The sequence below is a fragment of the Paraburkholderia sediminicola genome, from assembly GCF_902859805.1.
GTDB classification, from domain to species: Bacteria; Pseudomonadota; Gammaproteobacteria; order Burkholderiales; family Burkholderiaceae; genus Paraburkholderia; species Paraburkholderia sediminicola.
Genome location: NZ_CADIKC010000013.1, coordinates 48,316 through 61,708, shown reverse-complemented (window position 1 = coordinate 61,708; position 13,393 = coordinate 48,316). Strand labels below are relative to the sequence as shown.

The window sequence follows — 13,393 nt, the reverse complement described above, 5'->3', positions numbered from 1 at the left end:
TGTGAGGGGCCGGACAGGCCGTTAAAACCGTTTTTCTATTGCCGCAGTGCGGACCGCAACCGCGTCGGCGACTCAGTACGCTTGAATGCTACGCGTGCCAAAAGTGCCGGAATTCGGAATATACGCGACGAATCAACGTAATAGCAAATAAAACGTGATGTTCGAACCCCAATTATCAAGTTGGTGCATTGCGGCTATTTTTTATTGGTGCCATATCAAAAAGGTGCAAAAGAAAACGGCATGCGAAGATGCCGTTTCGGGTGTAGCCCTTTGATGCGGAACGCTTTATTGCGTCTGCGGCGTTTCGCGGACCTTGCGCGGCCGCCCGCGCGGCAGCGGCGAAACGCGCCGGTTGGCGGCCCGCGCCGCCCATTCGCGGTAGGTGTCGCTCCCCAGAACCCAGCCTTTCAGGGTGGCCTGCTGAAGCTGACTGGCTTCACGCTCGTCGAGCGGTTGCTCGCACAGCTCACGGTAGGCACGTTGCCGTTCGAACGGCGTGTTGCCGAGCGACCAGTACAACGGGTGGTCGGTGATCAGGCTGTCGAGCGTGAGGCCGATGTGATGGCGGTAGCTCGACCAGCGGTAGTCCTCGGGCGCGCTTACAAGCCCGGCGCGCACCGGCGACATCTCGACCACGCGGCTCGCCAGCAGGAAATACCGCTCGCCTTCAATGACCGTGGCGCGGTAGCGGCCCTCCCACAGGGTGCCGCGGCGCGCGTATCGCCGGTTGAAGTGCGCCACGTAGCGGCGCCCCACCGCCTGCATTGCCTTCGGCAGGCTCGACTCCTCCGTGGGCGTAACGAGCAGTTGAACGGAGCCAGGCATCAACGCGTACGCGTGGATGGACAGGTGATGGTCGCGTGAAGCCGCTTTTAAACAGTCGATGAAAAGCTCGTAGTCCTGGTCGTCGACGAATGCGGGCTGCTGATCGAGTCCACGGAGGATGACGTGCTGCGGCTGGTCAGGGACATAGAGACGTGCAAGCCGTGCCATGCTGGAGTATCCAATAGTCGCGTTGGTACATACCCGAAGGTCCGAAGAACCGCGTGCGCCCGGGGTTCGGCGCAGCGCGGCTAAGCCAGAAACCGCGCGGAGCCTAGGGAGAAAGCTCTAACCGCCGCGTATGGTTTGTTTCAAACGTTGTAGTCATAATGAGCGGGCCTTTTTTGGAGGAGCACATATGAAATTAAAACAGGCCGTAACGGGGATCGCGGCGCTAGCCTGCATGACAACGGCAGCGCACGCGCAATCGGCCGGAAGCTTTTACGTCACGACAGGCTGGTTCCATCTTGCGCCTCAATCGAGTAGCGACCCGTTGAAAGTGACAAGCATTGGCGGCAGCCCGACCAATATCACCGAAGCCAACACCGGCGCATCGCTGAGTTCAGCCGACACTATTGGCTTCACCGCTGGCTACTTCATCACCGATCACATCGCCACCGAATTCGTGATCGGCTATCCGCCTTCGTTCGACCTTGAAGGCTCGGGCAGCCTCTCCCAATTCGGCAAGCTCGGTCAGGCGAAACAGTGGAGCCCGACTCTGCTGTTCAAGTACTACTTCAACGCCCCGACCGCCACGTTCCGCCCGTATCTTGGCGTTGGTGTAAGCCGCATCTGGTTCACCGACGAAAAGATCACCAATGGCGTATTCGAGGCAAACGTACTGCATGGTCCGACCAGCGTCAGTACGGATAGTTCGTGGGAGCCGGTGTTTAATGCGGGTTTCACCTATGCGTTCAACCAGCACTGGTTCGCGGGCGTCTCGGTGTCGTACCTGCCGCTCAGCACGACCGCCAAGCTGAGCACCGCCGCAAACACGCCGGTCGGCACGCTGAATGTGCAATCGCAAACCAAGATCAAGCTGAACCCGATCGTTACCTACGTCAACATCGGTTACCGTTTCTAACGCGTTTCGAAATTGGGGCCGTTTAGTTAGGGTAGTCGAATTTTCGCGGCTTGGACAACGCTGTCATGATCCAATGACGGCGTTTTTCATTGGGTGAGCGTCGAAGGGCTGTTCGCGGTGTGCCACGATCGTCCGGCGGGGCAGGTGCGAGTGCGCGTTTGTAAATTTGACCAGCAAGCGGGCCGGCTCGTGCAATATCTGCTGAGGAATGGAGCGCCGCGCCACGGTGCATAGGGACTTTGGGTTTGGCACCGAAGTTGCGCTCTCGAAGTGTTTCCCGCGTGGCGACGTGTGTCTCTCTGCCAGCGTGGGACCTTTTTCATCCTCATCGACGGAGCGACCATGACAACACTTCCGAACACGCGAGACGCCCTCGGCGAATCCTGGACCACCACCAGCCGCCGTGCGCGGCGTATCGCTCGCCATAGCCGCCACGCGGCCGAAGATATCGCAGGTGAACTGCGCACGCTGATGTCAGAACTCGAATCCACTCTGGCGGACGGCACTCAGGCGGATGCAGTGGCGCTGCGCAGCAAACTGCGCAAGCAGCTCGACACCGCTCGCGAGCGCCTGAACGACACCCGCGAAGCCATGCGCGAGCGCGCTGAAGTGGCGATCGCCGACGCCGACGACTACGTGCACGAAAACCCCTGGCAGACGATTGCGATCGTCGGCGGCGTTGCGCTGATCGCGGGTGCGCTGTTCGCGTCGCGGCTGCGCTAGGCGGGTTGTTGTAACGAGCGGCGCGACGGGCCGCCATCGCGGCGGCCTTTTTGCGCCGACGCCCGCCGGCGCAGACCCGCTCAGTTGTCGTCGATCACGAACAGCCGCTGATACTCCTTCACCGCGTATCGATCGGTCATGCCCGCAATGTAATGGGCGATCAGGCGTGGTTGCTGCGACGCGTCAGTCGATTGATAACCGGGTGGCAACAGCCGCGAATCTTCGGTGAACGCATCGAACAGACCGGCCACCACGCGGCGCGCCTTATTGGCCATGCGCATCACGCGATAGTGCCGGTACAGGTTTTTGAACAGAAACCGCTTGAGCGCCGCCGCCTGCGCGGCGATTGCTTCGCTATGCGCGACCAGCGGCGGTGCGGCGCGCACAGCGTCCAGCGAAGCCGGCGCGTGCTTTGCGAGATTGAGCGAAGTCGTATCGATCAGGTCGACGATCAACGTATTGATGATGCGGCGCACCGTCTCGTGAATCAGCCGGCGCCCTTCTATCTGCGGAAAGTCGCCGCGCGCCGCCACGTAGTGCGTTTGCCATAGCTCCACTTCGGCAAGCTGCTCCACCGTGAGCAGACCGGAGCGCAAGCCGTCGTCGACGTCATGGTTGTTGTACGCGATCTCATCAGCGACATTGGCGATCTGCGCTTCGATGGAAGGCTGCCGCCCCTCCAGAAAACGCTCGCCGAGCGCGCCGAGGCGCCGCGCATTCTCACGCGAACAGTGCTTGAGAATGCCCTCCCGCGTTTCGAAGCAGAGATTCAGGCCGTTGAACGCGCCGTAGTGCTCCTCCAGATCGTCGACCACCGCGAGGCTTTGCAGATTGTGCTCGAAGCCGCCATGCTCGCGCATACATTCGTTCAGCGCGTCCTGACCCGCGTGGCCGAACGGCGTATGCCCGAGATCGTGCGCAAGTGAAATGGCTTCAACGAGGTCTTCGTTGACACGCAGGTTGCGAGCCACCGAGCGGGCGATCTGCGCGACTTCCAGGCTATGGGTGAGTCGCGTGCGAAACAGATCGCCTTCGTGATTCACGAATACCTGCGTTTTGTATTCGAGCCGGCGAAACGCCGTCGAATGGACAATGCGGTCGCGATCGCGTTGGAATTCAGTGCGTGCGCTGGGCGCGGCTTCGGGATAGCGGCGGCCGCGCGATTGAGCAGACCGCGCCGCATACGGCGCGAGATGCGCTTCGAGTGCTTCCTGCGACGGCACGCCGCTCACTGGCGCACCTGCCGGGTCATGCTTTACATCGTCGCTGCGCCTGTCAGTCACCGGATTCTCCGAAACATGGGCGGCGCCTCGTGACGCTCGTACGTGCTGCCTTGCTGCAAAGCCTCTGCCGAGTGTCGGTCTAGACGGCGGCGGCCAGCGTGGCGTGCACCTCGGCGTCAGGCGCCTGGGTGATCAGCGTCTCACCGAAACGCTTCAGCAGAATGAATTTGATCGCGCCGGCTTCAGCCTTCTTGTCGACCCGCATGAGGTCGACATAACGCGACTCGCCGAGCGCAGGCGCACGGGTGGGCAGATGTGCGGCAACGATCACGTTGACCAGACGCTTGCGCGCCGCTTCGTCGAGATAGCCCATGCGCACGGACAGGTCCGCCGCCATCACCATCCCGCAGCCGACCGCTTCGCCATGCAGCCATTCGCCGTAGCCGAGCCCGGCTTCGATTGCGTGGCCGAAGGTGTGGCCGAAATTAAGGATCGCGCGCAGTCCGCCTTCACGCTCGTCCTGCGCTACGACCGACGCCTTGATCTCGCACGAGCGCTTGACCGCCTCGGCCAGCGCTGCGGGCTCACAGCGATTGAGCGCCTCGACGTTCGCTTCGATCCAGCTGAAGAAACCGGCGTCGGCAATCGCGCCGGTCTTGATCACTTCAGCGACGCCTGCTGCCAGTTCGCGCGCCGGCAGCGTGCGCAGCGCGCCGATGTCGGCGATCACGGCCTGCGGCTGGTAGAACGCGCCAATCATGTTCTTGCCGAGCGGGTGGTTGATACCCGTCTTGCCGCCCACCGACGAATCCACCTGCGACAGCAAGGTAGTCGGCACCTGGATGAACGGCACGCCGCGCATGTAGCAGGCCGCGGCAAACCCCGTCATGTCGCCAATCACGCCACCACCCAAGGCAATCAGCGTGGTCTTGCGGTCGGCGCGCGAGCCCAGCAGCGCGTCGAAAATCAGGTTGAGGGTTTCGAGGTTCTTGTACGCTTCGCCGTCGGGCAAAACGACCGTGGAGACCTGCTTGCCGAGCGGCGCCAACGCGGCACGCAGCTTATCGCCGTACAGCGGGTCGACCGTGGTGTTCGTGACGATGGTGACCGAACTGCCGGCGATATGCGGCGCGAACAATGCGGTCTGGCCGATCAGATCGGCACCGATATGGATGGGGTAGGCGCGCTCGCCCAGTTCGACATTGACGGTAATCATACGGTCCATTATGACGCAGGATGTTTGGCGACGCCGGCCATCTCGAGCTGCATCAGAACCATGTTGACGAGTCCGTTGACCGAAGGCCGGCCAGTTTCGATCACGAAGTGCGCGCATTCCCGGTATAGCGGATCGCGTACTTCGTATAGCGCCTCGAGGCGCGCTTTGGGATCTTCAGTCTGCAACAGCGGGCGATTCTTGTCGCGCCGGGTGCGCAGCCACAGATCGTGCGGATTGGCGCGCAAATAGATCACCACGCCCCGATTTTGCAGCGCTTCGCGGTTTTCCGGCCGTAGCACCGCGCCCCCGCCTGTGGCGAGCACGATATTGTCGCGCCCGGTCAGGTCGGAAATCACGTGCGCTTCGCGATCGCGAAAGCCCGCTTCGCCTTCCAGCTCGAAGATCACCGGGATGCGCGCGCCCGTACGCGCCTCGATTTCATGGTCGGAATCGAAGAACGGGCGATCGAGACGGCGCGCAATGGCCCGGCCCACGGTGGTTTTGCCTGCCCCCATGAGCCCTACAAAAAATACATTGGCGTGTGCGTCCCGCGCTTGCAACGGTGTTCCTCTGGCTAATCCGGTATGGTTCGTGCCGCAGCTTACTGGCAAAGCGGCTGCCTTGTCGAGCCTGCAGGCCGCCGCTGGAGAGCGGCGGCAGCGTGCCCCTAATTTGTCTGAACGACGCGCGGCGTGATGAAAACTGCCAGCTCACTGCGCTGGTCCCGATGGGCCCGATGGCGGAAAAGCGCGCCTAAAACCGGTATTTTGCCCAGGACCGGCACTCGCGTCACATCGTCCCGGTCGTCGGTCGCGTAAATTCCGCCGATCGACACCGTACCACCATCTTCGACTTCGACGCGCGTTTGCACGTGTTTGGTGTTGATCGCGGGCCCGGCGTCGGTCTGCTCGCCGACGCTGTCCTTGGCGACGTCGAGGTCCAGCACCACTCTGCCGTCCGGCATGATTTGCGGCTCGACCTCCAGTTTGAGCGTGGCGCGCCGAAACTGCACGCCGGACACGCCCTGCCCCACTTTCGCCTGATAGGGCAGCTCGGTGCCCTGCTCCACGACCGCTTTCATCCGGTCCGCCGTCACGACCCGGGGGCTTGAGACGATCTCACCGCGCCCTTCGGCCTCCAGCGCGCTCAGCTCGATATTCAGGAGCCGCGTGGCGCCGGCTGCGAACAAGGTCAGCCCGGCGGTGGCGGCGTCGAAACCGGAAATCGGCCGCGCCGACAGATCGTACACGGTGCCGTCCGCGCCGCCCGTCAGGCCTCGGGCGGTGCCGTCGGCGTTGGCGGCCGCCATGGAAAGCCGCACGCCGAGATTGCGCGAAAAACCGTGCTCGCCCTCAACGATTCGTGCTTCGATCAACACCTGACGGGTCGGCCGGTCGACAGAAGCAAGCAACGCCGTGATTTGCGCGAGGCGTCCTTCGAGATCGGTGACGAACAGCAAATTGGTGCGCGGATCGGCCGTCGCGGCTCCGCGTTTGGACAGCACGCGCTGGTTGGCGGCGCCGGTCAGCAGGCGCCGCACGTCTTCGGCCCGCGCGTAGTGCAGCTCGAACGTGCGGCTCGCGAGCGGCTCAAGGTCGGCGGCTCTCGCGTGCGCTTCGAAACGCTGCCGTTCACGCGCGGCCAGCTCCGCGATCGGCGCGACCCAGATCACGTTGCCGTGGCGCTCCATTGCGAGCCCGTTGACGTCGAGCAAGGTATCGAACGCGGTGCGCCACGGAACCTTGTCGAGTCGTAGTGAGACGGCGCCGCGCACTTTCTCGCTTGCGACGATGTTCAGGCCGGTGAACTGGGCGAACGCGTTGAGCACCGCGCCGAGTTCCGCGCGCTGGAAGTTAAGCGAGATCGGTTTGTCGTCGGCGGCGAGTTTGGCGTCGTCGGGCGTTTTCGGTGCGCTGCTCAGGCGTGCAAGTGGAGGCAGCGGCACCGGGGGCCCTTCGAGCCCCGAGGTTCCAGTGGCGTCATTGCTCGCCGACGCAGCAGATTGCCTCCGTAGCGGCCTCGAACCGTCTGCGTCGTCGGCCAGGTCGTCAGCGCGTCCGATGTCAGCGGTTGCCGCCGCTCGCGATACGCCGAAGTCGCCCGCGGAATTGTCGCGGAACGGGTTGGGTACTTCGGCAGCGATACCGCGCGGTAGCGGCGGTATGTCGGGCGGTATGTCGTATCGAGCATCGGGCGGCGCACTGGCGTCGTCGAGCTGCATGTATGCGGGCAGCGGCGGCAGCGGTGGGGTCGAAGCGTGCGCGATGCCGACGCTTATCGTCATGCCTGCGACCAGGCTGCGAATCGGGTTGCGAATCAGGCTGCAAATCGGGTTGCAAAGTAGGCAGCGAAGCGGATTGTGATCCGAGGCGCGAACCACGTTGCGAACTGAATTCCCACCCGACTTTCCAGACAAGCCGCGACACATGCCAGAACCAAACCACACGCGAGCGCCAACACGCGACTGCGCGAGACCGAACGGCTTCATCAGCCTCATCAGGACGTCTCCGTCAGTGCCAGCGTGCGTGTCGCGCCGCCATTGGCCAGCGTGATACCAAACGCGTCGAGCCGCGTGACGCGCTCGGCACCGAGTTGCTGCCCGGACACGACCGTGGTCGAGCCATCGGGCGTATCGAGCAGGGCGAGTCCGCGTGTGCGATCGTGCAGCAAGCCGACGAGGCGTAGCTGCGAAGCATCAGGCAGCGGCTCACCGGACGCAAGCATCTGCGGAAGCGAGAACGGGTCGAAGAACACGATATTTTCTTCGTCATCCGAATCGAGGCTTTCATCGGCAAACACGTCCGCAGTCGCCGTTGAAGGCATCGGCTTCAGCGCGCTGAATATGTGCAGCGTGGCCTTTACCGCTAACGAATCGGCATCGCGCTTGACCGTCACGTCGACGGGCACGATCAGCACCGGCAGATCCAGCAGACCGCGCAGAAATGCCATCAGATGAACGAAATCAGTGTGCGCGGTGAGCTGTACAGGACGCATGCTTTCGGCACCTGAGCCGCTGGCGGCGCCCGGTTCCACCGAGAGTAACGAGACGCTATTCTGCGCCGCGAGTTCGGATACGATCTGCACGTCGTCCGCGGAGGTCCATGACGCAGGCAACTGTGCGCCCGACACGGCAGCAACGTCCCTACGCAGTGCAGGCAATCGCGCCAGCGCACGGTGCGCATCCGCGAGATGGCGCGCGGCCACCTCCAATGCCGTACGGCTCGCCTCGACCCCGCCGAGATCGGCCACAAGCCAGCCATTCGCGCCAAGTCCGAACACCACCGCAGCGATCAGCAACGCGACCGCCCAACGGCGCCGGCGACTCCAGGCAGCGAGCGGCACGCGAACGTGTTTCATCCACTGGGAAAAAGCGGGCCGCGCGCTTGCCGCGCCGCCGAACCCGACAAAAGTCGTACTCATTTCGTATCTCCTGATTGTTCAGATTTCATGTGGGGTTGCGCGGCAAGGCCCGACGTATGGGCCGTTTTCTTCGGCGGGTCCCCCCAGCGCAGATGCGCTCCGAACTCGATCGGGCCGCTCACGCTAGCCGCCACCGGACTGTTGCGTGGCGCCGAGCGGTGCAGATCGCTCACCTCGGCGTCCTTCACGCCGCGGATCGCGCTCAAGCGTTTGAGCCACTCGGCCGATGCGATATGTCCGCGCGATGTCGCGAGTAACTCCGTCTCATGCTCGCGCTGCCGCATCTGCTGCAACACCACACCATCACCGGGTTCAAAACTCAATGCATCCAGCAGGTCACGCAAATGCGTAAGCGGCTCGGACAGGGTCATCGCGCGCGCCACCCCTTTGCGTTGTTCGTCCTGCACGCGCAGCAATCTGGCGTGCTCCGCGAGCGGCATGGCCAGTTGCACAAGCGATTGTTCGATCGACGCGCGCCGCGCATCCAGCCTTGCCTTTTCGAATGCCTGCCATCCGACTAACGCGAACACGGCCGCAAAACCGGCGAGCGCGGCGGCAAGCCATTCGAGCAGACGCCGCCGACGCGCGAGTCGCGCGTTGCGTTGCCTGTACGGCAGCAGGTTGAAGCCACCGAGCCACGTCTGTGCGAAGCGCACGCCATGCGTGGAAGCACGCGTGTCCAGGCCCACCGGATCCAAACGGGGCTGCAGGCCGCGCATCATTCGAGTACTCCGCGCAACGCGAGTCCGAATGCGACCGCGGCAGCGGGCTCGTGCAACAGTGGATCGTGCAGTTCACGTGCGCGCCCTCCCAGCGCCGCGCACTCGAAAGGCATCACGGTGCAGCCCAACACGTCGGCGATATCCGCAACCGAGAAACCTACGCTGTCGAGCAGATCGACCTCGCCGCTCAACAACGCACAATCGAGTACGGGGCCGTGGACGAGATCACGCAACGCGTCGGCAAGATCGGCGTGTTCGGGTGCCGGGTAGCGCATCTCGCCGACGAGGCAGTCGTCGACGATGCGCCAACCGTACACACCGTCCGTGCCGATCCAGAGCGCGACATAGGGCTCGTGCGGATCGAGTTCGTGACTCGCCGCGTAGCGCATTGCGCGCAAAGCCGCATGCGGCTCGCCATCGATCGCAGTGAGCGAGATGCCGGCGGTTGCTGCGCATTCGATACGCGCTTCGAGATGCTGGCGTGCGGTGGCGGCGATAGTCACCGAACGGATTGGCGAATGCGTTTCGTCGACGAACCAGTCGACCGCCAACGCGTGGCGCTCGAGACCTGCGATGCGCTCGACTTCGCTCATCACCGCCGGCTCGAGTTCGGCTAGTTCATGCCCGCCGTCTCCCACACAACCTGCGAGCGCGGCGAGCCTTGTGAGCGGCACGCTAGTGGTCAACGTGGCCGAGGCGGGCAGCGCCATCGCGCAGCGCAATGCATGCGGCGCGCACGCGCGCGGCAGCCCCGCGAATGCGTCGCGCAACGCACGCGCCACCGCATGACGGTCGGCGATCTCCGTGCCAACCATTGCGCCTGCGCCGAGCGGCACAGTGCTCGCATGTTCGATATGCAGCGCGGCGCGTGCGCGCGAATGCTGACTCACCACCACCAGCCGCACCGCCTGCGAACTCACATCGATTCCCGCAGCAAAACGCTGCGCGCCGAGTTGCACACCTTGAAGCCACGAACTTTTGAATGTCATCACGCCCTCCCTCAGACTCACGCGACGAACCATTCGAACGCGAGTAACGAGTGAGGATTGTGCTCAGCCGCGCCGCCGCGCGACACTCAGCCGAATGGCTAACGTTGCGCAACGCACGCCCTCTCGGCCATCAAAGCGTCTACAGTGAAGTCATTCCCGCGTGCGGCGTGCAGACTTGTCAAGAACTGTCAGTAAGCATGCCGAAAGCTGAAAAGCGAGGCGGCTATAATCGCGGGACTGTTTTTTGGTGCCCATATGCAATCCACGTCTCCAACGTCTCCGCCGCCCGCGCCGCAGAAGCGCAAACGCCCCCTGTGGCTCAAGCTCATCATCGGGCTGGTGGGTCTGATCGTCGCAGGCATCCTGTGCGTGCTGCTGGTGCTCGGTTATGCGCTGGTGGTAGCAACGCCGAACCTGCCGTCGCTCGATGCGCTGACCGACTACCGGCCGAAGGTGCCATTGCGCATCTATACGGCCGACCACGTGCTGATCGGCGAATTCGGTGAAGAGCGGCGCGACATCGTCCATATCCAGGACGTGCCCGACAGCCTGAAGAAGGCCGTGCTGGCAATCGAAGACGCACGCTTCTACGATCACGGCGGCGTCGATCTGACAGGCATTGCGCGAGCCGGCTTCGTCGCACTGACCAATGGCCACGCTACACAAGGCGCCAGCACGATCACCATGCAGGTGGCGCGCAACTTCTTCCTGTCGAGTGAAAAGACCTACACGCGCAAGATCTACGAGATGCTGCTCGCGTACAAGATCGAGTCGAAGCTGACGAAAGATCAGATTCTCGAGGTGTACATGAATCAGATCTATCTCGGTCAGCGCGCGTATGGCTTCGCGAGCGCGGCACGGGTGTACTTCGGTAAAGATCTGAAGGACCTGACCCTGGCGGAATCCGCCATGCTGGCAGGTTTGCCGAAGGCGCCGTCCGCGTATAACCCGGTGGTCAATCCGAAGCGCGCGAAGATCCGCCAGGAGTACATCCTGCAGCGCATGTACGAACTGCACTACATCACTCAGGAACAGTACGACCAGGCAAGCAGACAGCCGCTGATCGTCAAGGGCGCGGGCAAGGAATTCAGCGTGCACGCGGAATACGTCGCGGAAATGGTGCGGCAGATGATGTACGCGCAGTATCGCGAAGAGGCGTACACGCGCGGCCTGAACGTCGTGACCACCATCGACTCAGCCGATCAGGACGTCGCTTACCGGGCCCTGCGCAAAGGTCTGATGGACTACGAACGGCGCCACGGCTATCGCGGGCCGGAAGCGTTCATCGATTTGCCGTCCGATGCGGACGACCGCGAACAGGCCATCGACGACGCGCTGCTCGAACATCCCGACAACGGTGAAATCATCGCCGCGGTGGTCACGGCGGCGAGTCCGAAGCAGGTGCTGGCCACCTTCATCGACGGCAACGTTGCGACCATTCAGGGCGACGGCCTGCGCTTCGCGCAGTTCGCGCTCGGCGCGCGCGCGCAGCCGAATCAGCGCGTGCGGCCCGGCGCGATCATTCGCGTCGTGAAGGATGATGACGGCAACTGGTCGATCACGCAGCTGCCGCAAGTGGAAGGCGCATTCGTTTCGGTGGTGCCGCAGGATGGTGCGATTCGTGCACTGGTCGGCGGTTTCGACTTCAACAAGAACAAGTTCAACCACGTGACCCAGGCGTGGCGTCAACCGGGTTCGAGCTTCAAGCCGTTTATCTATTCGGCCTCGCTCGAAAAGGGGCTCGGACCGGCTACGGTGATCAACGATGCACCGCTCTTTTTCAGCGCTGCGGAGACGGGCGGGCAAGCGTGGGAGCCGAAGAACTACGGTGGCGGTTTCGACGGTCCGATGACCATGCGCACCGCGCTGCAGAAGTCCAAGAACCTCGTATCGATTCGGATCCTGAACCACATCGGCACCAAGTACGCCCAGCAATACATCACGCGTTTCGGCTTCGACGCGGATCGTCACCCGGCTTATCTGCCGATGGCGCTCGGCGCTGGACTCGTGACGCCCTTGCAGATGGCCGGCGCGTTCTCGGTGTTTGCTAACGGCGGCTATCGCATCAACCCGTATCTGATCGCGGAAGTCACCGATCAGCGCGGTATCGTCGTGGCGCACGCGCAACCGCTGGTCGCCGAACAGAGCGCACCGCACGCGATCGAACCACGCAATGCGTATGTGATGAACAGCCTGCTGCAAAGCGTCGCGCAACGAGGCACGGGCGCGAAGAGCAACGTGCTGAAACGTACCGACCTCGGCGGCAAGACCGGCACGACCAACGACTCGCGCGATGCGTGGTTCGGCGGCTATCAGCACACGCTTACGGCGATTGCGTGGATTGGCTACGACAACCCGCGCAGCCTCGGCGATAAGGAAACAGGCGGCGGCCTCGCGTTGCCGGTGTGGATCGAATACATGGCGCGCGCGCTCAAGGGCGTGCCGGACTACAAGATGCCGATGCCCGACGGCGTGACCGAGCTCGGCTCAGAACTGTATTTCGACGACTTCACGCCGGGCCACGGTTTCGTCTCGACGGTCGGCATCAGTCAGGCAGCGCTGGATGCCGAGGCGAGCGGCGCATCCGCGGCAGCCGCAGCGCCCGAGCAGGTCGGCGAGCAAGAAAAACAGGACATCATGAATCTGTTCAAGGGGCACTAGAAACGCGTTAAAAAGAGGCGGCAACTTCCGCCAGAAAAAAAACCGCCGCGCTCGATGCGCGGCGGTTTTCTTTTGGGCAGTCGCTTCTGCAGTCGCCTGAGCAGTCGATCAAACGACCCATCCGGCGATTGAATCTTTGGCCGTCTCAGCGATACCCCCGAGCGGCCCTTCCGGAATCCCGCTCGGAAACAACCGCTTTACGCTTCGAAGTGAACCGGCTCGCCGGCTTGCTGCGTCGCGTACTCCGACAGCGCGGCGAAAAACTCCGTGCCGCTGCGCGTATCGCGCCATTCGCCGTCGATGAAACGGAAGTGGAAACCACCCGCTTTCGCGGCGATCCAGATCTCGCTCATCGGCGGCTGCAGGTTGACAATGATCTTCGTGCGGTTCTCGAATTCCAGGGTCAGGACATTGCCACTGCGCTCGAGTTCGATGTCGGCTTCCGTGTCGTCGAGCGCGCGTTCGATGGCGGCTAGCGCGGCTTCCGCGCGGGTCAGGTAATCACTATCGGACATGCTAAACTCCATCGATTA

Annotated in this window: 12 protein-coding genes; 3 read left to right on the top strand and 9 right to left on the bottom strand. The window is 63.1% G+C overall.

Annotated elements, in window-relative coordinates; genetic code table 11:
- Positions 1-285 precede the first annotated feature (285 nt).
- Positions 286-993 carry a transposase gene (locus tag R8871_RS32625; RefSeq protein ID WP_054036587.1) on the bottom strand — a complete coding sequence of 236 codons (708 nt, stop codon included), beginning with the start codon at positions 991-993 and terminating at the stop codon, positions 286-288.
- A gap of 187 nt (positions 994-1,180) precedes the next feature.
- On the opposite strand from R8871_RS32625, the gene R8871_RS32620 reads away from it, so the two are divergent.
- Both R8871_RS32620 and R8871_RS32615 read left to right on the top strand, forming a co-directional pair.
- Complete coding sequence (locus R8871_RS32620; RefSeq protein ID WP_175054100.1) at positions 1,181-1,906, top strand: OmpW/AlkL family protein; 726 nt, start codon at positions 1,181-1,183, stop codon at positions 1,904-1,906.
- Between the two features lie 342 nt (positions 1,907-2,248).
- A complete protein-coding gene (locus R8871_RS32615; RefSeq protein WP_175054099.1) occupies positions 2,249-2,629 on the top strand; it encodes a DUF883 family protein in 381 nt (126 codons plus the stop codon).
- An 80-nt stretch (positions 2,630-2,709) separates the two neighbouring features.
- Here R8871_RS32615 and R8871_RS32610 read toward each other — a convergent pair whose 3' ends face one another.
- The 7 genes from R8871_RS32610 to pilM all read right to left on the bottom strand — a co-directional run bounded on the left by R8871_RS32610 (position 2,710) and on the right by pilM (position 10,199).
- Positions 2,710-3,912 (bottom strand): deoxyguanosinetriphosphate triphosphohydrolase, encoded by a 1,203-nt coding sequence (locus R8871_RS32610; protein ID WP_175054098.1) that lies wholly within the window; start codon positions 3,910-3,912, stop codon positions 2,710-2,712.
- A 79-nt stretch (positions 3,913-3,991) separates the two neighbouring features.
- Entirely contained in the window at positions 3,992-5,068 is a 1,077-nt protein-coding gene (gene aroB, locus R8871_RS32605; RefSeq protein WP_456095320.1) for a 3-dehydroquinate synthase, read from the bottom strand.
- 8 nt (positions 5,069-5,076) lie between these two features.
- Positions 5,077-5,628: a shikimate kinase gene (locus R8871_RS32600; protein WP_093643398.1), complete on the bottom strand. Its 552-nt coding sequence runs from the start codon at positions 5,626-5,628 to the stop codon at positions 5,077-5,079.
- Positions 5,629-5,735: 107 nt separating this feature from the next.
- Positions 5,736-7,352: a type IV pilus secretin PilQ gene (locus tag R8871_RS32595; RefSeq protein ID WP_175054096.1), complete on the bottom strand. Its 1,617-nt coding sequence runs from the start codon at positions 7,350-7,352 to the stop codon at positions 5,736-5,738.
- 212 nt (positions 7,353-7,564) lie between these two features.
- The gene (locus R8871_RS32590) at positions 7,565-8,488 is read right to left on the bottom strand and encodes a hypothetical protein (protein WP_175054095.1); all 924 of its coding nucleotides are present in this window, start codon (positions 8,486-8,488) and stop codon (positions 7,565-7,567) included.
- Positions 8,485-9,207: a fimbrial assembly protein gene (locus R8871_RS32585; RefSeq protein ID WP_175054172.1), complete on the bottom strand. Its 723-nt coding sequence runs from the start codon at positions 9,205-9,207 to the stop codon at positions 8,485-8,487. The genes R8871_RS32590 and R8871_RS32585 overlap by 4 nt, the downstream gene beginning before the upstream one ends.
- The gene (gene pilM / locus R8871_RS32580; protein ID WP_175054094.1) at positions 9,207-10,199 is read right to left on the bottom strand and encodes a type IV pilus biogenesis protein PilM; all 993 of its coding nucleotides are present in this window, start codon (positions 10,197-10,199) and stop codon (positions 9,207-9,209) included. The genes R8871_RS32585 and pilM overlap by 1 nt, the downstream gene beginning before the upstream one ends.
- Before the next feature lie 255 nt (positions 10,200-10,454).
- Here pilM and R8871_RS32575 point away from each other — a divergent pair, with 255 nt between their 5' ends.
- Complete coding sequence (locus R8871_RS32575; RefSeq protein ID WP_175054093.1) at positions 10,455-12,860, top strand: penicillin-binding protein 1A; 2,406 nt, start codon at positions 10,455-10,457, stop codon at positions 12,858-12,860.
- A gap of 197 nt (positions 12,861-13,057) precedes the next feature.
- Here the strand turns inward: R8871_RS32575 and cyaY are convergent, their stop codons facing one another.
- Positions 13,058-13,375, bottom strand: a complete 318-nt coding sequence (gene cyaY / locus R8871_RS32570) for an iron donor protein CyaY (RefSeq protein ID WP_054036574.1) — start codon at positions 13,373-13,375, stop codon at positions 13,058-13,060.
- Between the last annotated feature and the right edge of the window lie 18 nt (positions 13,376-13,393).

Bases quoted from the DNA above. Each gene is read 5' to 3' on its own strand.
- R8871_RS32625 (WP_054036587.1), bottom strand. From the start codon at position 993: ATGGCACGGCTTGCACGTCTCTATGTCCCTGACCAGCCGCAGCACGTC.
- R8871_RS32620 (WP_175054100.1), top strand. From the start codon at position 1,181: ATGAAATTAAAACAGGCCGTAACGGGGATCGCGGCGCTAGCCTGCATG.
- R8871_RS32615 (WP_175054099.1), top strand. From the start codon at position 2,249: ATGACAACACTTCCGAACACGCGAGACGCCCTCGGCGAATCCTGGACC.
- aroB (WP_456095320.1), bottom strand. From the start codon at position 5,068: ATGATTACCGTCAATGTCGAACTGGGCGAGCGCGCCTACCCCATCCAT.
- R8871_RS32595 (WP_175054096.1), bottom strand. From the start codon at position 7,352: ATGACGATAAGCGTCGGCATCGCGCACGCTTCGACCCCACCGCTGCCG.
- R8871_RS32590 (WP_175054095.1), bottom strand. From the start codon at position 8,488: ATGAGTACGACTTTTGTCGGGTTCGGCGGCGCGGCAAGCGCGCGGCCC.
- R8871_RS32585 (WP_175054172.1), bottom strand. From the start codon at position 9,207: ATGCGCGGCCTGCAGCCCCGTTTGGATCCGGTGGGCCTGGACACGCGT.
- pilM (WP_175054094.1), bottom strand. From the start codon at position 10,199: ATGACATTCAAAAGTTCGTGGCTTCAAGGTGTGCAACTCGGCGCGCAG.
- R8871_RS32575 (WP_175054093.1), top strand. From the start codon at position 10,455: ATGCAATCCACGTCTCCAACGTCTCCGCCGCCCGCGCCGCAGAAGCGC.
- cyaY (WP_054036574.1), bottom strand. From the start codon at position 13,375: ATGTCCGATAGTGATTACCTGACCCGCGCGGAAGCCGCGCTAGCCGCC.